Genomic DNA, 24,259 nt, shown 5'->3' with positions numbered 1-24,259 from the left:
GAAATTCTATTTCTGCACGATTGGATTTGATTGTGAGTTTACGCGATAATTGCAAATTATGTGGCGAAAACCGCCCATTGATGAATAGCCATATTATTCCGCGAGGTTTGTATGCGAGGGTGCAAAAGCAATCCGCCGACCGCGTCAATGAGCTTGTTCATAGTGACCCTGAAAATAATTCACTGTATTTAAGCTCTAAGCAGTTGAAGCAAAGGCTTTTGTGTGAGGAATGGGAAGCGAGGATTCAATCTTTTGAGGATTTCTATTTCCGTCTTGTGGATAAAGAACCTGACCGGCTAGCACGGTCCGTATCTGAAGAGAGTGACTATTTATCCAATAACTTAAGTAGTCATTTTTCTGAGGTAGAATTAAGGAAAATCGCGGGATTTATTTTAAGTATCTTTTGGAGGTGCAATCTTTCTCGGCATCGCGAATTGAAAGATTATCACGGTGCATTGGGTAGAGAGTTTTCTGAAGAGGTAAGGCTGTTTCTATTGGGTGTAGGTTCTTTCCCTCAGCGAACTCTGGTCAGAATTATGCTATATTCCGAAAATGACGTTCCTGAGTGGTTTTCGTATCCATCAAGAGAAAGGCAGAAGCATTCGGAGGGGTATTTCTGGTCGCATGGCATTAGGTGTTTAAACTTCGAGTTCGATGTTTTCCGTGGATTGCATAATCACTATCTACCTCCGATTGACGATGCATCCTGTTCGGTTCGCTTGCATGTTGCTGAAAGCTCTATTCAACGATCCTCATTTGTGAAGAACTTGTTCAGAACTGTTAGCTCCGGAGACAAAAGAGGGAAGTTGAAGAACTATCTTTCAGAATAGACTTGCCTAAATCTACTCGACCGACGCGCCGAACAGCACGATCGCAACCGCGACACCGGCCAAAGCAACAAAGCCAACGGCTTTCACGGGCTGCCCCTTCAGGGCGGCCCCTTTTGCTGCGATCAGGGTCTGGATAGCGTAGTAAAGCGCAAAGGCGCGGGACGCATAGCTGATGATCTCGAACACGCTGGCGGTCCACGTCAGCGCAACGCCCACAACCGCCAAAAGCACATAGCCCGCCCGTGGGGCCAGACGTCCGCCGGTCAGTTCCGACACCAATCCACCCGCGCCGCCGGTATCGGCCACCGCGGCGCTGAATTGCGCGCTCAGCGCCGCGACAATCAGCAGGATCGGCAGGATGGGGGCGACGACCTCCATCAATCCGATGATCGCGGTTTCGCTCAGGTCCAGCGCATCGGGGGCGAAGGCAAAGCTCAGCAGCAGGATGTAGACCAGATAGATTGCGGTCGACACGCCCTGCGCCAGTTTCATCGATTTGATACGCGTCGGGGCACTGTATTCTGCGCCGAGATATCTTGAGGTTTCGAACCCTTGCACCGTCACCAGCAACCCGCCCACCAGCGCCACAGCCTGCCAGCCGCTGACTGTGGCTGCGCTGAACACCAGATCGCCCGCGCTGGCGGTTTTGCCGAAAAACACCGCCAGTCCGAACAAAAGGCCCGCGATGATGGCCAGTTTGATGCCAACAGACACTTCCTCGAGCCGCTCCAGCGCACCAAAGCCGCGCGTCCAGCCGACGATCAGAATGATCGCAAAGGTCGCGGTGGTGACCAGTTTCGCGGGGATGTGTCCTTCGACCTCGGTCAGGCTGACGGCAAAGGCGCCCAGCAGGTTCAGGTAGTAGGCGACCGAGATGATATAGGCAAAAGCCAGCGACCATGCCGAGGCGAGCTCTAGCCCTCGTTCCGAAGGGCTGCGGTTTTCGCCCTTGTTGTTCAGCCGCCAGATGTTGAACCGGATCGCCGCGCCGAACAGATAGGCTGCGCCGCACAAGATCGCCATGACCAGCGGCGCATAAGCCCCGAAAGACGCGTTCAGGATCGGCCCCAACACCAGAAAGCCGCTGCCGATGATCGACGCCAGCGGCGTGATCGCAGCCCGCCACAGCGTGGCATTGGCGAGCTTCGGCCACATCAGCAGCGCACCGGTGGCCACAACGACCAATAGGATCAAAGCGTTCAGCATAGGGTTTGAATACGCCCCGTATACGCCACTGGAAACGGAGAAATGCGCAAAGCGTCAATTTGCGCGAGGGTGCGCGTATGGTTGTGAATGTGCGACTTCTACGGCAAAGCGAACATAAACGAAAGTAAATGTCTTTCTTTTGGCGCGAGGTACGCTATATATCTGCCTGTGAATCGAACAAAATCACGTAGGCTAGGGCCCATGGACACGCAGTACGACCTTTTCATCATCGGTGGCGGTATCAACGGCTGCGGCATCGCGCGTGATGCGGCGGGCCGCGGGCTATCTGTTGGCGTGGCCGAAATGAACGATCTTGCGTCGGCCACGTCCTCGGCCTCGACCAAGCTGTTCCACGGCGGTCTGCGCTATCTTGAATACTTCGAGGTCCGCCTTGTCCGCGAGGCGCTGATCGAACGGGAAACCCTGCTGCGGGCGATGCCGCATATCTCGTGGCCAATGCGATTTGTGCTGCCGTATCATGAAGATATGCGGTTCGAGGGGTCGACCCCGACGTCGCGCATTCTGAACACTGTCATGCCGTGGATGAAGGGCCGTCGTCCTGCCTGGCTGATCCGTCTGGGCCTGTTCATGTACGACAATCTGGGTGGTCGCAAAATCCTGCCCGGCACCAAGACACTGGACCTGACCGAGGTGCCCGAAGGCCGTCCGCTGAAATCCAAATTCGAAAAGGCGTTCGAATATTCCGACTGCTGGATCGAGGATTCGCGCCTTGTCGTGCTGAACGCCCGCGACGCTGAACGCCTTGGCGCCGATATCATGACCCGCACCAAGGTTCTCAGCGCTGAACGCGAAGGCGGTGTCTGGCGGATCACGCTGGAAGAGGGCGATCAAACACGCACCGTCACGGCCAAGATGCTGGTCAATGCCGGTGGCCCGTGGGTGGGCGACATCATCAGCGGTACAATCCGCTCCAATTCCCGCGATGGCGTGCGACTGGTGCGCGGGTCGCACATCGTCACGCGCCGCCTGTTCGACCATGACAAAGCCTACTTCCTTCAGGGCGAAGACGGCCGCATCATGTTCGCGATCCCGTATGAGACCGACTACACCCTGATTGGCACCACCGATCAGGATCACACTGACCCAGACACGCGCCCCGAATGCACCGAGGCCGAGCGCGACTATATGCTGGAGTTCGTGAACAAGTATTTCGAACGGGACATCACGGTCGACGATATCGTCTGGTCCTATTCGGGCGTGCGTCCGCTTTATGACGACGGCGCATCCTCGGCCACGGCTGCAACGCGTGACTATGTTCTGAAGGTCGAAGACCGTGGCGGCGCGCCGGTTCTGAACATTTTCGGCGGAAAAATCACCACATATCGCAAACTGGCCGAAAGCGCGCTGGACGAAATCGCACCGTTCTTCCCGGGCCTCAGCGGCCCGTGGACCGCCGGCAAGGCATTGCCCGGCGGCGACTTTGAGGTCGGCGATTTCGACGAACTGGTTGGCAATCTGCACAAACAGTTTGGCTTTTTGACAGAAAGGTGGGCAAAACGACTGGTTCGCGCCTATGGGTCCGAGGCATGGGATCTGCTCGCTGGGGCCGAAACCGCTGATGATCTGGGTCAGGATTTCGGCGCGACCCTGACCGAACGCGAGGTCGCGTGGCTGATGGACCATGAATACGCCCGAACCGCCGAAGATGTGATCTGGCGGCGCAGCAAACTGGGCCTTCGCATGGATGAAGAACAGAAGACCGCGCTTCAGGATTTCATGCAAATTCGTATGGCTAAGGCCTGACCTATACGCATTTGGTCATCGCTAAGGCCAAAAATCCCCGCTATGACGCAGGATATGAGCGATGATCAGACATTCGAGATTTTCCTGACCGCCCCGCCGGGGCTGGAACCTGTGTTGGCCGAAGAGGTCCGCGCAGCAGGTTTTGCCACGCCCCAGACCGTGCCCGGTGGTGTCACGACCCAAGGCGGCTGGCCCGAGGTCTGGCGCGCCAATCTGGTGCTTCGCGGCGCAACGCGCGTTCTGGTCCGCATCGGCGGGTTCCGCGCCTTTCATCTGGCGCAGCTGGACAAACGCGCGCGCAAGTTCGAATGGGGCGATTTCCTGCGCACGGACGTGCCGGTGAAGGTCGAAACCACAACCAATCGCAAATCCAAGATTTACCATGCTGGTGCCGCCACCCAGCGGATCGAAACTGCGTTGAAAGACAGCCACGGCATCACCATCGCGGACGACGCCGAACTGCGGCTGATGGCGCGGATCGACGATAACTTTGTGATGTTCTCGCTCGATACGTCAGGCACGTCGCTGCACAAACGCGGGCATAAAGAGGCGGTCAATAAGGCCCCCATGCGCGAAACATTGGCCGCTCTGTTCCTGCGTCAGATGGGCTTTGATGGCACGCAGCCTGTGCTCGACCCGATGTGCGGATCAGGCACCTTTGTGATCGAAGCCGCTGAGATGGCCGCCGGCCTTGCCCCCGGTCGTACCCGCAGTTTTGCCTTTGAAAACCTTGCCTCTTTTGACGCTGCAGCTTGGGCGCAGATGAAGGCATCGCAAACCTCCGGCACCCCGCTAAAGCAGTTTTTCGGATCGGACCGCGACGCAGGCGCTGTGCGCATGTCCACCGCCAACGCCGAACGCGCGGGCGTGGATGGGTTCACCGAATTCACCAACGTCGCGATCGCCGATTTGCAGCGCCCCGACTGTGAACCGGGCATCGTCATCATCAACCCGCCCTACGGCGCGCGGATCAGCAACAAAGGCCCGCTGTTCGCCGTCCATGCGCAGATGGGCGAGGTGCTGAAAGAGCGCTTTGCTGGCTGGCGCGTTGGCATCATCACCAGCGAGCCGCAATTGGCCAAGGCGACCGGTTTGACCTTTGCCAAAACCAGCCCGCCGGTGCCGCACGGCGGGCTGAAAGTAAAGCTATATCAGACAGATACGCTTTAACTGGCTTCGCGCAACACGCCTGCAGCGGGGATGGTTCTGCCGCCAAACGTGATCTCGGAATCCGTGTGGTTGAACCAGAACCGTTCGGTCGCCGTCGCCCGTGTGCGCAGCCCGTCGGGCAGGTCCATCACAGGCACGCCAGCCGCCTGACAGATCATCGCAACGATCCGCTCCAGCGCCGCATCATCGCCCCAGCCGCCCACATAACTCACATGGCCCGCGCGTTTCACCGCCGCGCGGCCATCCGTTAGGGTCATAACCGTTTCCGCTTCGCCGCTCAGCTCCTCTCGGTACCCCGCGAACGCACCGCCGCCTGACAGTGTCATGGGGCTGTCGGGACGCAGGCTTTCGACCAGCGTGACGGTCACGTCCAGATCGGGAAACGCGGGTGGCAACGGGTTGGGGATTGAGAAGTGCGCATCCCGCGCCGCGCTGCGGGGGCCAAGGACGACCTGCGCATCAGCCGCGTTCAAAGCTGCCTTCAGGTCATCGGGCATATGCATCAAACCCGGAGCAAAAACAGCGGCATAGCCGGAAAAATCACGTGTATCAGGCGGCAGAATGTCCACACTAAGCCCCGCGCGACGCAGAGCGCGGTAGTGTTCGAACACAAGGCCGAAATAGGACAGGCCCGCGCCATGCGGCTGCACCGTCCACGCCCAGTCGGCGTCGTAGTCAAAGATCAGCGCAACAGGCGCTTGCGCGGGCTGCACCATTGGCGCATCGATCAGTTCATCGCGCACTTGCCGCGCCTCGATGATCGCGGGCGCGTCCGCGCTGTCAGGGCGCAGCATGCCTGTGTGCATTTCTTCCTGCGCAAACGGGGCCTGACGCCAGCGGAAATAACAGACCGCCTCGGCCCCGTGGGCAAAGGCCTCCCAAGTCCAGAGGCGGACCATACCGGGCAGGGGCGCGGGGTTATAGGGTGCCCAGTTCACCGGTCCGGGCTGCTGCTCCATCACCCACCAGCGGCCAAGGCCCACGGCACGATAAAGATCGTGGTGAAACGCCTGAAAATCCGGATCGCCCTGGCGCGCATATTTGCGCTGTCGTTCGGCATCGGCACCAACGCGATCTTCAAGGAAACCAAGGGGATAGCTGTCCCATGTCGCGATTTCCAGATCGCGCCCGACTTTGTAGTGATCAAAGTCCGTGATGCGGCCCATGTAGTTGTGGCTGATCGGCGCGTCGGAATGCGCGCGAATGATATCCACCTGTTCGCGGTTGAACTGCACCACCTGATCCGACGAAAATCGGCGGAAGGCCAAGGCATGGGCGGGGTTCGGTTCGGTCACCGTGAGGTTGGGCAGATCGATGTCGTCGAAATCGGCGTAGTCCATCGACCAGAACACATTGCCCCAAGCCGTGTTCAGCGCGTCGATATCGTCGTTAAACGCATTCCGCAGCCAGTCGCGGAAGGCCAGACGCGCAGCGTCGGAGTAGGAAATCACCGTATCGTGGCAGCCGTATTCGTTGTCGGTCTGCCATGCGGCGACATAGGGGTTTTTGCCGTAGCGCTGCGCCACTTTTTCGGTGATCCGGCGGCTTTCGGCGCTGAATCCTTCGTGGCTAAAGCAATAATGGCGGCGCGATCCGAATTTGCGCGGCTTTCCGTCCACATCCACAGCGATCATATCGGGGTGTTTGTTGACGACCCATCGGGGCGGCGTGGCGGTGGGGGTGCCCAGAACAACCTTCAGGCCCGCGCGCCCCAGCACGTCAATCGCGCGATCCAGCCAGTCCCAATGAAACTCGCCCTCGCGCGGTTCTATTTTACCCCACGCGAATTCGCCGATGCGCACCCACGTCAGGCCGGTCTCGACCATGCGGGCGGCGTCTTTCTCCCATATGTCTTCGGGCCAGTGCTCGGGGTAGTAGCAGGTGCCAAGTGTGCGTTTCATAGGGAATTATCCGTAGATTTCGTCGTAGGCCGCGACGATTCTTGCGGCCCGTGTTTTGATCTCGGAGATTTGTATACCTGTAGTATACAGCGCCGTTCCAATACCGAACCCATCCGCTCCGGCAGCTTTCCAATCGGCGAAATTGTCGGGGCCTGCACCGCCCACGGCAAAGCATTTCGTGCCTTCGGGCAGAACCGCGCGGATGGCTTTCAGGCCAGCGGGCGTCACAAGCGATCCGGGGAACATTTTCAGCCCGTCGGCACCGGCGCGCAACGCGGTGAAGCATTCGGTCGGGGTCATCACACCGGGGTAGGACAGCATGCCTGCGGCCTTGGTGGCCGCGATGACGTCAGGGTTGCAGTCGGGCGATACGATCATCTGCGCGCCAAGATTGCCCAGCTGTGTGACCGCATCGGTATCCAGCACCGTGCCCGCCCCGATCACCGCGCGGTCGCCAGCGGCCTGCACCATGGCTGCGATGCTGTCGAACGGGTCGGGTGAATTCAGCGGCACCTCGATCAGTGTGATGCCTGCGTCGATCAGGGTGTTCATGGCGTCGACGGCCTCGGGCGGGGTAATGCCGCGCAGGATGGCGATAATGTTGCGTGTCATGTCAGGCGTCCTGAAGGGTTTTGTAGGCGGCGGTCAGTCCGGCAAGCGTGACCGTTTCGGCATCCAGAATGGTCACGGGAACGGCCTGCGCCGACAGGGCATCGGCATAGGCGGTGGCGATCTTTGCGGCACCCGCGATGCGCACGTCCTGACCCAGCCAGTAGGGTTTGGCCGCGGCCAGTTCGAGGCCGATCAGAAGGCCCGACAGCCGCGACCGTGCGGTCACTGGATCAAGGTCGGTCAAAAGCGCCTCGGCCCGTAGCGAGAACAGCTCGGCCGCGACGGCGGCGGGGCGGGACATGGCCTGATCCAACGCGTCGGTAAAGGCATCACCGTCCCAGCCATCATCGGCCACGGAATGGCGCAGCACGGACTGTTCGGACAGAAGGCCGAACATTTCACCGGTCAGGAAGGTGCGGAAGCTCACGACCTCTCCGGCGCTGATATGTGCCCATTTACAATGGGTTCCGGGCAGGCAGACGATGCCGTCAAAGTCTGGATCGATCTGCATGACGCCCGCGATCTGGGTTTCCTCGCCGCGCATCACGTCGGCGGGTTTGTCCTGTTTGATGCCGGGCAGAATGTGCACATCGATCCGCGCGTCGCGGGTGGGCACATGGGTGGCCTGATCGATGCCGGGGGGCTTGCAGGGCACGCTGACATAGCGCGCCTCGGCCCAACCCTGACGCGATCCGGCCATGCCGCAGATCACCACGGGCAGGGTGACGCCCGGTTCCAGATGATCGCGCAGCGCGTCGATCAGAACGGGTTCGAAATGGTCGGGGCGCAGTCCGGCCATGCCTTTGTTGCTGTCGATCCGCTGCAACGCCTGCCCGTCGGCTGTCATCAGCCAGATACGCAGGTGGGTTGTGCCCCAATCGACGGCAATCCAGTCGGGTTTCATAGTCTTGGTCATCCTGTCACTACAACACCACCGTCCACGACCATCGCCTGACCGGTCATCATCCGGCTGGCGTTCGAGGCCATGAAAAGGGTGGTGCCTACGATGTCTTCGGGCACGAGGTGATCCTTAAGGCACTGGCGGTCCAGATGCGCGGCAAGGGATGCGGGATCAGCCCACATATCCAGTTGTTTCTGGGTCAGCACCCAACCCGGCGCCAATGCGTTCACGCGGATACGGTCGGGGCCGAATTCACGCGCAAGGCTGCGGGTCATGCCGTTGATGCCGGAATTTGCGGTTGTATACGCAGGATATCCAGCGTTCCCCATCATGTAACTGATAGAGGAAAAGTTGATGATCGATCCACCGCCTGCATCACGCATACCACCGACAACGGCCTGACAGGCAAAGAAGTAAGCCTTGAGGTTGATGGCCATGGACCAATCCCAGAAGTCCTCGGTCACGTCTTCGGTTGCGTGGCGTTTGTCGTTGGCGGCGTTGTTGACCAGCACGGTGATCGGGCCATTCTGATCGGCGGATTTGGCAATCGCGTCTTGTAGGGCGGGAATGTCGGTGATGTCGCATTGGATGAAAAACGGGCGGTTGCCGGTTTTCTGCTCCATCTCGTCCACAAACTCGGAGGCATCCGAGCGGCCCACAAAGGCGACCTTGGCACCTTGGCGCAGGAAGCCTTCGGTCAAGGACGCGCCGATGCCAGAGCCGCCGCCGGTGATGAAGACCGACTTGCCGTTCAGATCGTGATAGGTGGCATTCAGGTCCATCAGTGGCTTTCCCTTGTGACAAGGCGGGTGTCTTTGCCCACCAAGAAATCCAGATCCGCGCCTTGGTCGGCTTGCAGAACGTGGTCGATGTAAAGTTTCGCGTAACCGCGGGTGTAATGCGGTTCGTCCGGTGTCCACGCGGCGCGGCGTTCGGCCAGTTCGGTTTCGTCCACCAGCAGTTCCAGAATGCCCTGCGATGCGCTGACCTTGATCCGGTCGCCGGTTTTCACCAGCGCGAGCGTGCCGCCGGCCTGTGCCTCGGGCGAGACGTGCAGGATGACGGTGCCGAACGCCGTGCCGGACATGCGGGCATCCGAGACGCGGATCATGTCGCGCACCCCTTCGCGGACCAGCTTGCGCGGGATCGGCATATTGCCGACCTCGGCCATGCCGGGATAGCCCTTGGGCCCGCAGCCTTTCAGGACAAGGATGGTGTCTTTGGTCACCGGCAGATCATCGTTGTCGATGGTGGCTTTCAGCTCTTCGATGTTTTCGAAAACGTAGGCCTCGCCTTCGTGTTCCAACAGGGCGTCGGTCGCTGCCGAGGGCTTAACGATCGCGCCGTTGGGGGCAAGGTTGCCACGTAGAACGCGCAGTCCTGCTGCGGGTTTTACGGGCGCGTCCCAGCTGTGGATCACGTCGCGGTTAAAGCATTCGGCCCCGCCGGCATAGGCGCTGATATCGCGGCCCAGCACGGTTTGCGCGCCTTCCAATAGGCCCTGATCCGCCAGTTCGCGCAGCACGACAGGCATGCCGCCCGCGTAGCAGAAATCTTCCATCAGGTATTTGCCCGACGGCATGCAGTTGACCAGCAGCGGCACGTCCGACCCCAGTTCGAAATCGGCCAGCGTCAGGTCCACGCCCACACGGCCTGCGATGGCCAGAAGGTGCACAACCGCATTGGTCGACCCGCCCACGGCGGCGTTGGCGCGGATGGCGTTGATGAAGGCCTGTTTGGTCAGAACGTCGGACGGTTTGATATCTTCGTCCACCATTTCCACGATCCGCTTGCCGGTCAGATGCGCCAGCGCCATGCGGCGGCTGTCAACGGCGGGCAGGGCGGCGTTTGTGGGCAGCGACAGACCCATCGCCTCGACAAGTGACGACATGGTGGATGCGGTGCCCATGGTCATGCAGACACCTTTGGAACGGCTCATGCCGGCTTCGGCGTTCATGAAGTCCTGCAAGGTCATTTCGCCCGCGCGGACGGCTTCGGAAAACTTCCAGACGTCTGTGCCCGACCCGATATCCTTACCCTGCCATTTGCCGTTCAGCATCGGGCCTGACGACACGACGATGGAGGGCAGATCAACGGACGCTGCACCCATCAACTGGCCGGGGGTGGTTTTGTCACAGCCGCCCAAAAGCACAACGCCGTCAATGCCATAGGCGCGGATCGATTCCTCGACATCCATGGCCAGAAGGTTGCGGAACAGCATGGCAGTGGGCTTCATCTGGGTTTCGCCAAGGCTCATGACCGGAAACTCGACAGGGAAACCGCCTGCCTCCCACACGCCGCGCTTCACGCCTTCGGCCAGATCGCGCAGGCCCGAGTTGCAGGGCGTCAGTTCGGACCATGTGTTGCAGATGCCGATGACGGGGCGGCCGTCAAAGGCGTGATCGGGAAAGCCCTGATTTTTCATCCATGAGCGATGGATGAAGCCGTCTTTGTCCAGTTTGCCGTACCAGTTTTCGCTGCGTCTTTTCTTGGTCATGTTCGTGTTCCTTCGATCACCCACATCGTCTCGGGGAAGGCCCAAGGCAGGGTCAGACCGTGTTGCATCAGATATTGTCCCGACAGCACCATATCGCGGCTTTTGATCGCCTGCGATCCGCGTGACAGATTGGGCAGCGCGTCGTCGCGGTTGAGCAGCCGGATGCTGTAGCGTGCTTTGGCGTCCAGCCCCGTCAGTTGCAAGGGGCGCGGCAGGATTTGCGGCGATGTGGCGTGCTTGCCTGCAAAGACGACAAAGCGGCTGCCGTCACTGGCCAGTTGCTGTTCCGCGATGACAGAGGGATCGGCGCTGTCCAGCCGCAGGATCGCGGCGGTGCTGCGCCAATGGCGGTTGTCTTTCCACCACTGCGTGACGTTGCGCAGAACCTGCGCTTCGTCTTCGGTCAGTTCGCGGGGGTCCATTTCGAACCCCATGTGGCGCTGTGCGGCGATCCATGCGCGGAGGCGGATATCCAGCGTTCTACCGGATGTGTGGCAGTGGCGCGGGCCGACGTGGCTGCCTGTGACGTCCAGCGGCAGGAACAGCGCTGCCTCGTGCTGGATGCGCATGCGTTCTATGGCGTCGTTGGAGTCCGACAGCCAGACACGCTGGGAGCGTTCCAGTACGCCCAGATCAATGCGTCCGCCGCCAGACGAGCAGCTTTCAATCTCGACAAGCGGGAAATCGGCGCGCAGGCGGTCTACCAGCGCATAGTAGCCGCGTGTCTGGGCCGCATCGGGGAAGGGCAGAACGCGGTTATGATCCCATTTGATATAGTCGATATCATAGGCCGACAGGACGGCGGCGATCTTGTCGTAAAGATACGCGCCCACGGCGGGGTTCGCCATGTCCAGCACCATCTGCTGACGGCCCAACACCTGATCGGCGGGGCCAAGCGCCCAGTCGGGGTGCGCGCGATAGAGATCGCTGTCGGGGTTCACCATTTCCGGTTCGAACCAGATGCCGAATGTCATGCCCAGCCCGAGGACATGATCGATCAGCGGCCCGAGCCCGTCTGGGTATTTGCGCGGATCGATGTCCCAGTCACCAAGGGATGAGGTGTCATCGTCGCGTTTCCCGAACCAGCCGTCGTCCAGCACGAACCGTTCGGCCCCCAGCGCCGCTGCGCGGTCGGCGATGGCGGTCAGTTCGGGTAGGGAATGGTCGAAATAGATCGCCTCCCAACAGTTGTAGTGCACAGGCCGCGGGGTATCGGGTTTGGGCCACGTCACGATCCGGTCACGCACCTGGCGCTGGAAGGTGGTGGCGATGCCGTTCAGGCCTGTGGTGCTGAAGGTGGCATAAAGCTTGGCGGTTTGCGCTTTGGTCACGGGGGCCAGATCGGTGCCCGTGGCGTGACCAAACTGGATTTGGCGGCGCCCGTCCGGCAGCTCCTCGGCCACCATGCGGTGCCCGCCGGACCAGCCGTAGTGGATGGCCCATGCATCGCCGCGCGTGTTGGTGGTGCCGCGTTCGGGCAGGATCACGGCGGGGAAATGTTCGTGCCCCGTGCGGCCCGTGCGGCTTTCGCGCATGTGGATGCCTGCGGCCCACGGGATGTTTGTGGTCTGGAACTCGCCAATCCAGCGGCCGGAAAAGTCGATCATATGATCGGCCAGTTGCGGCGCGGGCAGGGTGGGCGCGGCCAGCCAGTGGATGCGCACAGGCGCGTCTGATGTCAGCGTCGTTTGCGCGGTGATCATGCGCGTGGCGGTGTCTATCCCCAGATCGAAGGTGAGGGTCAGGCCCAAATCCGCGTCGATGTAGGTCAGGCTGATCGCCGTTTCGCTGGCCTGATCGCTGGCATAGCGGAAACGCGGCAACATCGGTGCGCCGGTTGCGTCCTGCACCATGAGGCCGGGTTGGCCAGGGAAGGTCTGTGATGCCTCGGGACACAGCGAGATCGGCGGGTTTGCATCCAGCATGCCGCCGGTCACGTCCATTTCGGACGCCGCCGTCAGTTCGGCCAGATCATCGTTTAGTGCCGCGCCCCAATAGACGACATGCGGCAGGGCATCGCCGTGTGACGAAAGGATCAGGCTTTGATGCCCGTCAGTCAGGTGCCAGTTCCGCATTACTTCACAGCACCCAGTGTAAGGCCCGCGATAAAGTGGCGTTGCATCAGGAAGAACATCGCCACGGGCGGCAGGGCGGCGACGATGCTGCCCGCGCTCATCAGGTGATAGGCCGCGCGGTATTGGGCGTTAAAGCTGGTGATGCCTGCAGTCACGGGCTGGCTTTCCGCGCCTTGGGTCAGGACGACGGCCCAGAAATAATCGTTCCAGATGAAGGTAAAGATCAGCACCGACAGGGCGGCAATTGCGGGCTTCATCAGGGGCAGGACGACGAACCAGAAAATCCGCCATTCAGCAACGCCTTCGACGCGGGCAGCCTCGATCAACTCATAGGGCAGCGCACGGATGAAGTTGCGCATGAACAGCGTGCAGAACCCTGTCTGGAAGGCGATGTGGAACAGGACCAGACCGGTTTTGGTGTTGTACAGCCCCATGTCCAGGGTCAGGTCGCGCACCGGCACCATCAGGATCTGGAAGGGCACAAAGTTGCCCGCCACGAACATAAAGAAGATCCACAGGTTCGATTTGAACTTGTAAATCCCCAGCGCAAATCCGGTCATACAGGACAGTGCCACGGCCCCGATCACGGTGGGCACGGTGATCAAGAAGGAATTCATCAGATAGCGCGGCATGTCTGATTGGAAGAACACCTTGCCGTAGTTTTCAAACCCGCCAAAGGCCGAGGGCAGGCCCCAGTAGTTGCCGGTTGTGAAATCCGTGTCAGGCTTGATTGAAAACAGCGCCACGGCAATCAGCGGGGCCAGCCACATCAGAAGCGCGATGGGCAGCAGGCCCTGATAGCTGAGCTGGGCGGCACGGGATGATTTTTCGATGGGTTTGGGAAACATCGTCAGGCCCCCGCGCGTGGTGTGATGGTGGTGTGTGTCATGATCAGCGCCCCTTTTCCTGACGCCACATCGACCAGAGGAAGTAGGCGATGAAGAACAGCATGATCAGGAACAGAACGACCGAAATCGCCGCGCCATAGCCCATGCGGAAGCCGTATTCCGACAGCGCTTTTTCGAACATGTAGAACGACAGCACGCGGGTCGATCCGAAGGGGCCGCCGTTGGTCATGATCGAGATGAGATCGAACGAACGCAGCGCGCCGATGATGGTGACGACGAAGGCGATGAAGGTGGCGGGCGCCAGTTGCGGCAGAACCACGTGCCACAGCATGCGCAGGCCTTTCGCGCCGTCCAGACGTGCGGCCTCGATCTGTTCGGGGTCCACGGCGTTCAGGCCGGTCAGGTACAGGATCATGCAATAGGCGATCTGCGGCCAGAGACCTGCGGCGATGATGCCGTAGGTGGCCAGTTTCGGGTCGCCCAGAACATTGATCGGGCTAAGGCCCACAGATTCCAGAATGGTGTTAAGCAGACCGAAAGTGGGATCGTAGAACCATGTGAAAACAAGGCCCACGACGACTTGGGAGATCACGAATGGAAAGAAGAACAGCGATTTATAAAGGCGGATGCCCGTCACCGTCTGGTTCAGGAACAACGCAATTCCCAGACCTGCGGGGATCGCCAGCAGGTACATCAGCAGCCATTTCAGGTTGTTCCACAGCGACACCTCGAAGGCGCGGTCTGTGACCAGTTCCTGATAGTTCTGCATGCCGACCCATTCTTTCGCGCCCAGCCCGTCCCATTGGTAGAACGAAATCTGGAAGCTCTGGAAAATCGGGGCGATGACGTAGAACAGAAAGAACAGCAAACCCGGAGCCAGAAACAACCAAGGGGCCAGTTTCTGACGGTTGCGGCGGATAAAGCCTGTGGGTTGCGATGTGTCAGGATGCGTGGCGGTGGCCATGGCGGGGATCCTCCGCAGTCGTTCGGATGGCACAAGGCCGCAGTGGCCTTGCGCAACTGTGTTTCAAAGGGCGGTGGCGATCAAGCCATCCGCCCGGGGAGGATTATTTGTAAATCCGGCCACGCGCCTGTTCGAGGCGGCCAAGGATGTCATCCAGATTGTCAGGGAAGACCATGAATTCCTGGAAGCCTTCCATGGCAACAGATGCCATTTCCGCCGGTGCGTCGCGGTCAAAGAACTGAGCGATACCGCCGGGGCTGTTGGACGACAGCATCGCAAAGCCCTGGTTCAGCATTTCGTCGTCATCAACCGAAGACTGCGCGTTCACAGGCAACTGACCCAGCGCGTCGCCCGCGTTGATCTTGGTCTGGTTGTCTGCGGAAACAACGAAGCGCAGGAATTCACGTGCGGCTTCTTTGTTCTGGGCACCTGCCGGAATGTGGAACGTGTCTGTCGGCGCGTCTTCGGCCAGTGCGACATCGGGGTTGATGGCGGGGAACTGGTAGAAGTCCAGCTGGTCGGTGCTCAGGCCCGCTTCGCGCAGCGGTGCCACGGCAAAGTTACCCATCAGGTAGGCCGCTGCTTCGCCGTTGACCATGAAGGGCAGCGCCTCTTGCCAGCTGTAGGACTGGTGGTTGTCGATGAAGGCACCCATGTCGATCAGTTCGCGCCAGTTGGCGAATGTCTGGCGGACGCGGTCGTCTGTCCAAGCCACTTCGCCGTTGGTCAGCGCCATGTGGAAGTCATAGCCGTTGGTGCGCATGTTCAGGTAGTCGAACCAGCCGCCGGCGGTCCACAGGAACTTGGTGCCGATGGTAAAGCACTTCTTGCCGGAATCGAGGATTGCCTGACAGTTGGCTTTGAATTCGTCCCAGTTTGTAGGCTCGCTCAGACCCAGTTCTTTGTAGATGTCTTCGCGGTAGTAAACGCCCCACTGGTAGTAGGTATAGGGCACGCCCCACTGTTTGCCGTCGATGGTCATCGCGCCTTTGGTGGAGGCAAGGTTTTCAGCGATTTCGGGTTCGGCCCACAGATCGGAAATGTCTTCGAACAGATTAGCCGAGATATAGGGGCGCATGCGGTTTGCCGCGTACCAGTTGGCCACATCCGGCGGGTTCGCGGACAGGAAGTTGCGGATTTGCGTTTTGTACGCTTCGCGGTCGATGACCGTCAGTTCAACGGTCAGATTGGGATGCATGGCGTCAAAGCGTGCGGCCATATCCTCCATCACCGCGCGGGGCGCGGGGTTCGACATGTCCGAGAAAATCTTGAGCGTGCCTGTCAGGTTCGAGTCCTGAGCGAGTGCCGCGCCTGCGGTCAAAGCCACCGCGGCTGCGGTTGTCATTAGTCTGGTCAGCATTGCGTCCTCCCTGATTGATGCTGAGCGTCAACAGGTTCCAAATAATGAAACTCGTTTCCAGCTATTGAAACTATGATCGCGACTCGCTAAGAAAGTCAACAGGTGGCATTCATGTTTCGAATGTCGGGAGGAACACGCATATGAATTCACAGGTGCGACAGCAGGGTGGTGCCGACGGGACCGTTGGCAAAGCTTTGGAGGTGTTGGATCAGGTCGCTGACAAGGGCCGTCCTGTGCGCTTTTCCGAACTACTGGCCGAAACATCGCATCCCAAGGCGACGCTCTACCGGTTGCTGCAAACCCTGACCAATCAGGGCATGCTGGCCTATGACGAAGATCGCCAGACATATGCGCCCGGTCTGCGGCTGGTTCGGTTGGCCCACAGCGCGTGGCGGCAAAGTTCGTTGGCCCCTGTAGCACGCCCCTATCTGACTGCTTTGGCTCAGAAAGTCGGGGAAACCATCCACCTTGCCCAGCTGGATCGCGGGCAGGTTCTTTACGTCGACAAGATGAACGCCGCCGAACCGATCGAGATGTTTTCGCAGGCGGGCAAGGTTGGCCCGGGCTATTGCACGGGCGTAGGCAAGGCGATGATGGCATTCCTTGATGCCGACGACCGGCAGGATGCCATCAACCGTCAGGCCTATTTCGCCCATACGCCCAACACTCTGACCACACCCGATGCGCTGGCCGCCGAGCTGGACCGGATCAAGGCCGAAGGTGTGTCGTATGACCGTGAAGAACACGAGCCCGGCATCATCTGTATCGCCGCGCCGATTCTGTCATCGACGGGCCGCGTTATCGGCGCGCTGTCGATCACCACATCCACATCCCGCCAGAGCTTTGACGGGTTAGAGCAACATCGCGCCGCGCTTTTGCGCACGGCGCAGGATATCGCCGGGGCTGCCGAAAGCTGGCAGTTCCCGACCTAGGTTTTTCGGGGGAGGATCGCCATGTCGGGTGTGACGCTGACACAGGCTATTAAGAAATACGGTGACGTTCAGGTGATCCACGGTGTGGATCTGGACATCAAGGACGGCGAATTCTGTGTGTTTGTCGGCCCGTCGGGCTGCGGCAAGTCCACGCTTTTGCGCATGATCGCGGGGCTTGAGGAAACCACCGACGGCCAGATCAACATCGGTGATCGCGATGTCACACGGGTCGAGGCCGCGGATCGTGGCGTGGCGATGGTGTTCCAGACCTACGCGCTTTATCCACACATGTCGGTCGAACAGAACATGGGCTTCGGCCTGAAGATGAACGGCCATCCCAAGGATGAAATCAAGGCCAAGGTCGATGAAGCCGCCCGCATCCTGAAGCTGGAAGACTACCTGAAACGCAAGCCCAAGGCGCTTTCCGGTGGTCAACGTCAGCGCGTGGCGATTGGCCGTGCGATTGTGCGTGGCCCCGAAGTGTTTTTGTTCGACGAACCGCTGTCGAACCTTGATGCGGAGCTACGTGTCGACATGCGGGTCGAGATCGCGCGCCTGCATAAGGAAATCGGCGCGACGATGATTTACGTAACGCACGATCAGGTCGAGGCGATGACGCTGGCCGATAAGATCGTCGTGCTGCGCGCGGGCAAGATCGAACAGGTCGGCAGCCCGATGGATTTGTACAAAGACCCCGACAACAAATTCGTCGCGGGCTTTATCGGATCGCCCAGCATGAACTTCCTCAAGGGTGTGGTGTCTGGCGGTCAGGTACAGGTGCCTGCGCTGGGCGGGGCGTCTTTGGCGGGGCCTGCGTCTTTGCCAGCCGACGGGTCCGAGGTGCTGGTCGGTCTACGCCCGCAGCATCTGTTCGTGCAGGCTGGCGGAGACCACGCCCGTCTGGACATCCGCGAACGTCTGGGCGGCGTGGCCTACGACTATCTGATCACGCCGGACGGTGAAAAGCTGGTCGTAGAAACACGCGGCGACGAAGACATCGCGGAAGGCTCCAGCGTGACCATCACCTGCGACGGCACGCAGGCGATGTTCTTTGATGCAACGACGGAAGCGCGGCTGCGGTAAGCGGCTGGATTCGGCTTTTACAGAATGGATAATGGCGGGCGTGTCGCGTCCGCCATGATTTGTGATGCGATGCAGCTATTGTCAGCTTGGAGCCCATTGTGCAGGATGCTGCAGTGCGCCCGAATGTCGGGTTTGACGCAAAGACATGGAATCGGCATGCTTGGGACGTTGGCGAATAGCAGCATTTTGCATCGTAACGTCGCGTCGGTTCTGTGAAGGCGATTTGCACCTCCATCCCATCGTGGGGTCGCTCATGGACAAAGAGACGCTTAAAAAGATGCGCTCGCGGAACGGGTCAAATGGTTGATGCCTTGGGTTCTTGATGCCGAAACCGGCAGAGATCAGTTTGAAATCGCAGGACGTTGGCACCCGGAACACGATCTGTCCCGCGCCTTTGTGGATTTCCACAGATTGCCCGAGGGTGTGGAAGCGCCGGTCCACGTATTGCTGACATCGGCGCCGGAGCGGCTGCCGGAGTATACGGCGCTTCTCAACAGGCAGATTTTCGCGGGTCTGAAGGCGAGGGACCTGCTTGAGAAATTTCTCGCCAATGAGGTCCAGTTCACGGACGCGATCGTGACCATGCCGGACGGAAGCGTTTACGGCGAGTCCGTATTTCTCGTGACATTCGGGGACGGTGTTTATGTCGACGACGGCATCGTTGTCGAGGAGTCCGACGTCACGCCATCGAGCATTACCCATGTCCAGGCCCCTGATGGCAGGAGTATCCCCCTGCCGCCGCGGCTCGACGTCACCAAGTACCCGCCGCGATTGATGTGGCACCGGTCTGCCGTCGGCGACCGGCATATCTGGATCGACAAGAGACTGAGGAACAGGGTCGTCGCATCGGACGACCTTTACCAGGCCATGAAGGATGCCGGAATTACCGGATTTCAGGCACAGGAAAGCCTTTTCAAACGAACACATTGATAGAAGTGCAGTGCAATGGCTGGAACGTTTCCGGCCAACTGCTGTCATACCTGAAAACGTCCTCGTTCATGGCTAGAGTTTTCCGCTAGATTTTCCCTGGCTGGGAGAGGAGCGGATGGCTAGCAAAACGCTTGAAGCCAAAAAGGCAGACGTTCTATCGACGTCACCGAACGGCAGCAAAGTCCCGCATAGTTGCCTCGCAGGCGGCGAGCATTGGCAAGTCGTCGCGATTACGCTTCTGACAATTTCCCATCATCCCCGCTGCGCATTTCGATGACACGGCGCGGGTAGGGGATTTCGATGCCTTCCGCCTTCAGCGCGTTCCAGATCAGGAACAGCACGTCGCTGGAGTATTTGTTCTTGCCGTCGTCAAGGCCTTCGACCCAGAACTCGACCCCGAAGTCGATCCCGCTTTCGCCGAAGCCGCGCAGTTCGACGTCCGGCTCTTCCGGTTCGCTCAGAACGCCGGGGTGGGCGGCGACGGCTTTTGAGATCAGGTCGGGGATTTTGTTGATGTCGGTGTCGTAGCTGACCGAGAATTCGACCTCGAGCCGGTTGGCCGATCCGCTGTCGGAATAGTTCACGACGCGGGTGGTGATGAAGTCTTCGTTCGGGACCACGATCCAGCGGCCGTCAAAGGTTTCAAGGATCGTCGCGCGGGCGGTCATTTTGATGATTTTGCCGGCCTCGCCGCCGTCCAGTTCCACGTAGTCACCCACGGTGGCCTGACCCTCGAGCAGAAGGATCACGCCCGAGATGAAGTTCGAGGCGATCTTTTGCAGGCCGAAACCAAGGCCGACGCCGACCGCACCACCGATAATGGCCAGTGACGACAGGGAAATGCCCATGATGTTCATCAACAACAGGAAGGCCACGCCGAAGATCATCGCCTCGGCGGCTTTGGCCGACAGTTGCCGGATCGCGGGGCGCATGGGTTGTTTGTCGATATAGGTCGCCGTGTGGCTGTTCGACCAAGTGCCTGCCCAGAACAGCAGGCTACCGGCGATCAGGCCGCGCACGATGGACATGACCGAGAACTGGATGTTGCCCAGATTGACCTGCGTTTCGTTCAGGAAGGCGGAAACGTCGTCAAGGATGCCCAAGGCATAGAGGCCCGCCAGAGGCACAAGGATGTATTTGGCGAGCGTGCGCAGGAAGGGTTCCTGAATGATCTTGTTGGCCAGCGCGCGGGCAGCCAGGAACAGGAAGACGCGTTTGCCAAAGGCAATCACTGCGCCCGATCCGAACAGCGACCGTGTGACCTGTTCGCCGATCGCGGTCAGCCCGTAGGCCAAGAGCGGCAGGAGCAGCGGCAGGAAGATTAGGACAAAGCGGCGCGCTTTGGCGATGATCGAGGTCGCGTCCTCGGCCGGTTCCAGAACGGCTTTGATCTTGGGGGTGATGATGCGGTTGGCCAGAACGGCTGCACCATAGGCAAGGATGAGGATTGCGAATTGCGACCAGGCGGCAGGCGTCAGCAGCCAGTTTTGCGCGATATCAACGCCCTGCTGCAGGTAGCCCTGCGCGGTTTCCATCAGATTGCTTGCCATGTGCCCCTATCCCCTAGTGGTGGCGAATGTATTGCCGCTATGGGGTGCGTCAGGCAAGGGGCAACGTTGCGAACCTAAGGTCGCAGAGCCTGTGTCAGGCGTTCCAGCGCGTTTTTCCGGCGGCGCTGATGTCATATCCGCCCAAACGGTGGGCGTAGTCGGCGAATTCGTCGGTGCGCATGAACTCGGCCAGTTTTTGCAGCGGGTCGTCGAACCATGCGCGACGGTCGACAAGGATGTCAAAGCGTTCCTCGATCAGCGGGATAAAGGCCAGACCGTGTGCCTTGGCCAGACTGGCAAGGCCAAAGGTCGCGTCCGCCGCGCCGTGTTGCACCATGCTGACTGCATCAGTTTCGCTGCGCTGGGCGGGGGTCTGGGTCAGACCGGCGGGGTCGATGCCTGTGTCGCGGCAAAGGCGGGCGAAAATGCTGGCGGTGCCGGATTCCGGCTGACGGGGCGCAAAGCGGCGCTGGGACAGGTCGGTCAGGCTTTGGATCCGGCTTTGATCTTCGGGGCGGATCACGATGCCGCGCATGCGGGTCGCAAAGCCAAGCAGCACGACGTTCTGATTGGCGCAGTGTTTCTGGACGTGGGGCACGTTCCACTGTTCGGTTTCCGCATCCAAGAGGTGCAGGCCCGCGGCGGCCCCTTCGCGGGCGGCAAAGCGGGTCAGGCCATCAAGGCTGGAATCAAACAGGCTGGCCATGCCGCAGCGGGACTGGCGGATCGCCCAGTCGAGCAGCGGATCGTGGCTGCCCAGAAAGACGTTGGGGCGGGCCGCACCGATGGCGTCGCTGCCGCCGTCGCTTTGACCGGCTGCCATCCATGCGCGGATGTCCTTTTCCGGAAACAGCAGTTTGCCCGTTACCTTGACGCAAGGCACCGCGCCCGAGGCGGCAAGGTCATAGACCTTGCGTTCCTTCAGGCGCAGCAGCTCGGCCAGTTCTTTGACTGTCAGGTATTCGGGCGCGTTTTCGGTCATGTCACTTCGGGGCGTTGGGGAAGAACAACTGTTGTCCGTCCAGCTTATACCCTGCAATGGCCGATTGTCCCGCGTCACTCAGCAGCCAGTCGATGAAAGCCTGACCGGATGTTGCATCGACGTTGGGGCATTTGTCGGGGTTCACAAGGATCACGCCGTATTGGTTGAACAGGGTTTCGTCGCCTTCCAGCAAGATCTTGAAATCGGATTTGTTCTGAAAGCTGATCCATGTGGCGCGGTCGGTCAGGGTGTAGGCGCCCATGCCGACAGCTGCGTTCAGCGTGGCGCCCATGCCGGAACCGGTTTCGCGATACCACGTGCCGGATGCATCTGCCGGTGTCAGGTTCGCCGCCGCCCACAGCACGCGCTCTTTTTTGTGCGTGCCGCTGTCATCGCCGCGCGAGGTGAACAGCGTGCCTGCGTTGGCGATCTTGGTCAGCGCGTCAGTGATGTTTGTGGCCGAGGCAACCTGCGCGGGGTCATTCGCGGGACCCACCACAACGAAATCATTGTACATCAGATCGGTGCGTTCCAGCCCGCCGCCGCTGGCGACGAATTTCTCTTCGCTGGGTTTGGCATGGACCAAGAGCACGTCACCGTCGCAGTTTTCCGCGTTACGGATCGCCTGACCGGTGCCCACGGCAACGACGTTCACGGTGATGCCGCTGGTGTCTTTGAAGGTGGGCAGGATGGCCTCGTACAGGCCTGAGTTCGCAGTGGATGTGGTGGATTGCACGATAATGCTGTCAGCCGCCTGCGCGGCGGTCGCGCCAAAAGCGGCAAGGATCAGTGGGATCAGTTTCATGGGGGTCCGTTCAAGAAAAGGGTTAGTTCAGAATATGACCGGCCAGAAAGCGTGCGGCTTCTGCGCTGTCCGGTGTTTGGAAAAAGCTGGCTGCGTCCTGATGGCAATGCAGCTGACCACTGGTTAAAAACAGAACATCATCAGCCAACCTGCGCGCCTGTGGCACGTCATGGGTGACTAGAACGATCTTGGTGCCGGCCTCGCGCTCTTCGTGCAGGATGTCTTCGATCACGCGGGCTGAGGTGGGATCAAGGCTGGCTGTGGGTTCGTCCAGAAACAGCAGCTTTGGGCTGGTGGCCAAGGCGCGGGCAAGCGCAAGGCGCTGCTGTTCGCCACCGGACAGAAGGCGGGCTGGCTGTTTGTTGCGGCCCTTCAGGCCAACGCGGTTCAGCAGTGCATCGCGCAAGGACGGATGACGGATGCCTGCGACCTTCAGGGCGAAATCCACGTTCGCTTCGACCGAGCGGCGCAGAAGAACGGGTTTCTGGAACACCATGGCCTGCGCTTTGCGGGCCTCTTCGGTGACGGCATCGCCCTGCCACAGCACCAGCCCCTGATCGGCGTCGATCAACCCATGCGCCACGCGCAGCAGCAGGCTTTTGCCAGCACCATTCGGGCCCATCACGGCGGTGATGCCGCTGGGGGGCAGGGCGCAGGTGATGTCGTTCAAAAGGGACGTGCCGTTGCGCGACAGGCTGATGCCTGACAGGGCCAGCCCCTGTTCATGGCGCGTGCGCGCGTCGGGCATATCAAGGAAATCACGCATAGGCGGCCCTTGTTGCTGTGCTGCGTACCGATTGGACAAATCCGTTTACCACCAAGGCAATTGTCAGCAGGATCATTCCCAGCGCCAAAGCCAAGGGTAGGTCGCCTTTGGAGGTTTCCAAGGCGATGGCCGTGGTCATGACCCGCGTCAGATGATCGATGTTGCCGCCCACGATGATCACCGCCCCCACCTCGGCCACGGCGCGGCCAAAACCGGCCAGAGCGACAGTCAGAAGGGCAAAGCGGCCATCCCATAGCAGCGCCTTCATCTGGCCGATGCGCGACAGGCCGAAAGAGCGGAATTGTTCGGCGTATTCGTGGTTCAGGTCCTCAAGGATCTGGCGCGACAGCGCCGCGATGATCGGGGTGATCAGGATCGTCTGCGCAATGATCATGGCTGTCGGGGTGTAAAGCAGCCCGAGAAAGCCCAAGGGACCAGAGCGCGACAGGTTCAGATAGACGATCAGGCCCACGACAACAGGCGGCAGGCCCATCAGCGCGTTGATCACCACCAGAACCGCGCCGCGCCCACGGAATTGGGACACGGCCAGAAGCGACCCGATGGCAAGGCCGATGATGCAGGCAATCAGGGTTGCAATCAGGCTGACGCGCAGGGACAGCAGGACGATTTCCCACAGATCGGGATCGCCTGACAAAACCAGCTGTCCTGCAAGGTGCAGTGCGTCGCCCATGTTTTGCAAATCCTCCCAATCTTGCAAAATTTCCCGCTTAAGAGTCAGATTTGGGAAAAATTGCAAGAAAGGCAAGAAAAAAGCATCACGGGGACCACATGCTTTAGTCTGCGTTCTGCTGAATTGCTGTGCGAAATAGTCGGTTTATCGGGGAAATCGGGTTGGTTTCACGAAGTTGATTCAATTCGGATTAATTATTGGGCGAATCTGGCGGTGATTGCCGCATAAATGGGCGACTCGGTGCGCGACGGGTGTCTCGCTCTTGGCCGTCCCTGTTCGCCCGTGCAGAGTTGGGCCAACTCTGATCGCGACCAACCGAGGACCGTCCAATTCCTTACGATCACACCACTGCCAGCGAACCCAAAGTCACCGCGCAGCGCGCGCGGGGGGCG

Annotated in this window: 21 protein-coding genes; 6 read left to right on the top strand and 15 right to left on the bottom strand. The window is 60.1% G+C overall.

What is annotated here, in order from left to right; all coding sequences use genetic code 11:
• Positions 1 to 32: 32 nt before the first annotated feature.
• Complete coding sequence (locus C4S59_RS19520; RefSeq protein ID WP_146064551.1) at positions 33 to 830, top strand: alpha-crystallin domain-containing protein; 798 nt, start codon at positions 33 to 35, stop codon at positions 828 to 830.
• A gap of 12 nt (positions 831 to 842) precedes the next feature.
• Here C4S59_RS19520 and C4S59_RS15370 read toward each other — a convergent pair whose 3' ends face one another.
• Positions 843 to 2,036, bottom strand: a complete 1,194-nt coding sequence (locus tag C4S59_RS15370) for an APC family permease (protein ID WP_103911406.1) — start codon at positions 2,034 to 2,036, stop codon at positions 843 to 845.
• Positions 2,037 to 2,237: 201 nt separating this feature from the next.
• On the opposite strand from C4S59_RS15370, the gene glpD reads away from it, so the two are divergent.
• Both glpD and C4S59_RS15360 read left to right on the top strand, forming a co-directional pair.
• Complete coding sequence (glpD, locus tag C4S59_RS15365) at positions 2,238 to 3,800, top strand: glycerol-3-phosphate dehydrogenase (protein ID WP_103911405.1); 1,563 nt, start codon at positions 2,238 to 2,240, stop codon at positions 3,798 to 3,800.
• Positions 3,801 to 3,854: 54 nt separating this feature from the next.
• Positions 3,855 to 4,970, top strand: a complete 1,116-nt coding sequence (locus C4S59_RS15360) for a THUMP domain-containing class I SAM-dependent RNA methyltransferase (protein WP_103911500.1) — start codon at positions 3,855 to 3,857, stop codon at positions 4,968 to 4,970.
• On the opposite strand, the gene C4S59_RS15355 is transcribed toward C4S59_RS15360, so the two are convergent.
• From C4S59_RS15355 to C4S59_RS15315, 9 genes are all read right to left on the bottom strand, one after another.
• Positions 4,967 to 6,871, bottom strand: coding sequence for a beta-galactosidase (locus C4S59_RS15355; RefSeq protein WP_103911404.1), 1,905 nt, complete (start codon positions 6,869 to 6,871; stop codon positions 4,967 to 4,969). The two genes, C4S59_RS15360 and C4S59_RS15355, sit on opposite strands and share 4 nt — an antisense overlap.
• A 6-nt stretch (positions 6,872 to 6,877) precedes the next feature.
• On the bottom strand, positions 6,878 to 7,483 hold the full coding sequence (locus C4S59_RS15350; RefSeq protein WP_103911403.1) for a 2-dehydro-3-deoxy-6-phosphogalactonate aldolase: 606 nt from the start codon (positions 7,481 to 7,483) through the stop codon (positions 6,878 to 6,880).
• A 1-nt stretch (position 7,484) separates the two neighbouring features.
• Entirely contained in the window at positions 7,485 to 8,399 is a 915-nt protein-coding gene (locus C4S59_RS15345; protein WP_103911402.1) for a 2-dehydro-3-deoxygalactonokinase, read from the bottom strand.
• Positions 8,396 to 9,166: an SDR family NAD(P)-dependent oxidoreductase gene (locus C4S59_RS15340; RefSeq protein WP_103911401.1), complete on the bottom strand. Its 771-nt coding sequence runs from the start codon at positions 9,164 to 9,166 to the stop codon at positions 8,396 to 8,398. The genes C4S59_RS15345 and C4S59_RS15340 overlap by 4 nt, the downstream gene beginning before the upstream one ends.
• The gene (locus C4S59_RS15335; protein WP_103911400.1) at positions 9,166 to 10,881 is read right to left on the bottom strand and encodes an IlvD/Edd family dehydratase; all 1,716 of its coding nucleotides are present in this window, start codon (positions 10,879 to 10,881) and stop codon (positions 9,166 to 9,168) included. The genes C4S59_RS15340 and C4S59_RS15335 overlap by 1 nt, the downstream gene beginning before the upstream one ends.
• Entirely contained in the window at positions 10,878 to 12,956 is a 2,079-nt protein-coding gene (locus tag C4S59_RS15330; RefSeq protein WP_103911399.1) for an alpha-galactosidase, read from the bottom strand. The genes C4S59_RS15335 and C4S59_RS15330 overlap by 4 nt, the downstream gene beginning before the upstream one ends.
• Positions 12,956 to 13,804 carry a carbohydrate ABC transporter permease gene (locus C4S59_RS15325; protein ID WP_103911398.1) on the bottom strand — a complete coding sequence of 283 codons (849 nt, stop codon included), beginning with the start codon at positions 13,802 to 13,804 and terminating at the stop codon, positions 12,956 to 12,958. Before C4S59_RS15325 ends, C4S59_RS15330 begins: the two co-directional genes overlap by 1 nt.
• A gap of 43 nt (positions 13,805 to 13,847) precedes the next feature.
• Positions 13,848 to 14,768, bottom strand: a complete 921-nt coding sequence (locus C4S59_RS15320; RefSeq protein WP_103911397.1) for a carbohydrate ABC transporter permease — start codon at positions 14,766 to 14,768, stop codon at positions 13,848 to 13,850.
• Between the two features lie 103 nt (positions 14,769 to 14,871).
• Positions 14,872 to 16,128: an ABC transporter substrate-binding protein gene (locus C4S59_RS15315; protein WP_103911396.1), complete on the bottom strand. Its 1,257-nt coding sequence runs from the start codon at positions 16,126 to 16,128 to the stop codon at positions 14,872 to 14,874.
• 140 nt (positions 16,129 to 16,268) lie between these two features.
• Here C4S59_RS15315 and C4S59_RS15310 point away from each other — a divergent pair, with 140 nt between their 5' ends.
• From C4S59_RS15310 to C4S59_RS15300, 3 genes are all read left to right on the top strand, one after another.
• A complete protein-coding gene (locus C4S59_RS15310; RefSeq protein ID WP_103911395.1) occupies positions 16,269 to 17,060 on the top strand; it encodes an IclR family transcriptional regulator in 792 nt (263 codons plus the stop codon).
• Between the two features lie 21 nt (positions 17,061 to 17,081).
• On the top strand, positions 17,082 to 18,143 hold the full coding sequence (locus C4S59_RS15305; RefSeq protein WP_103911394.1) for an ABC transporter ATP-binding protein: 1,062 nt from the start codon (positions 17,082 to 17,084) through the stop codon (positions 18,141 to 18,143).
• Positions 18,144 to 18,449: 306 nt separating this feature from the next.
• On the top strand, positions 18,450 to 19,073 hold the full coding sequence (locus C4S59_RS15300; RefSeq protein ID WP_103911393.1) for an imm11 family protein: 624 nt from the start codon (positions 18,450 to 18,452) through the stop codon (positions 19,071 to 19,073).
• Positions 19,074 to 19,303: 230 nt separating this feature from the next.
• Here C4S59_RS15300 and C4S59_RS15295 read toward each other — a convergent pair whose 3' ends face one another.
• From C4S59_RS15295 to C4S59_RS15275, 5 genes are all read right to left on the bottom strand, one after another.
• Positions 19,304 to 20,623 (bottom strand): mechanosensitive ion channel family protein, encoded by a 1,320-nt coding sequence (locus C4S59_RS15295; protein WP_103911392.1) that lies wholly within the window; start codon positions 20,621 to 20,623, stop codon positions 19,304 to 19,306.
• A gap of 94 nt (positions 20,624 to 20,717) precedes the next feature.
• Entirely contained in the window at positions 20,718 to 21,605 is an 888-nt protein-coding gene (locus C4S59_RS15290; RefSeq protein ID WP_103911391.1) for a helix-turn-helix transcriptional regulator, read from the bottom strand.
• Between the two features lies 1 nt (position 21,606).
• A complete protein-coding gene (locus C4S59_RS15285; protein ID WP_103911390.1) occupies positions 21,607 to 22,410 on the bottom strand; it encodes a substrate-binding domain-containing protein in 804 nt (267 codons plus the stop codon).
• Between the two features lie 22 nt (positions 22,411 to 22,432).
• Positions 22,433 to 23,176: an ATP-binding cassette domain-containing protein gene (locus tag C4S59_RS15280; protein ID WP_234994790.1), complete on the bottom strand. Its 744-nt coding sequence runs from the start codon at positions 23,174 to 23,176 to the stop codon at positions 22,433 to 22,435.
• A complete protein-coding gene (locus tag C4S59_RS15275; RefSeq protein WP_103911389.1) occupies positions 23,169 to 23,876 on the bottom strand; it encodes an ABC transporter permease in 708 nt (235 codons plus the stop codon). Before C4S59_RS15275 ends, C4S59_RS15280 begins: the two co-directional genes overlap by 8 nt.
• Between the last annotated feature and the right edge of the window lie 383 nt (positions 23,877 to 24,259).

Source organism: Thalassococcus halodurans (assembly GCF_900108225.1).
GTDB classification, from domain to species: Bacteria; Pseudomonadota; Alphaproteobacteria; order Rhodobacterales; family Rhodobacteraceae; genus Thalassococcus; species Thalassococcus halodurans.
This window is presented reverse-complemented; position numbering and strand designations above follow the sequence as displayed.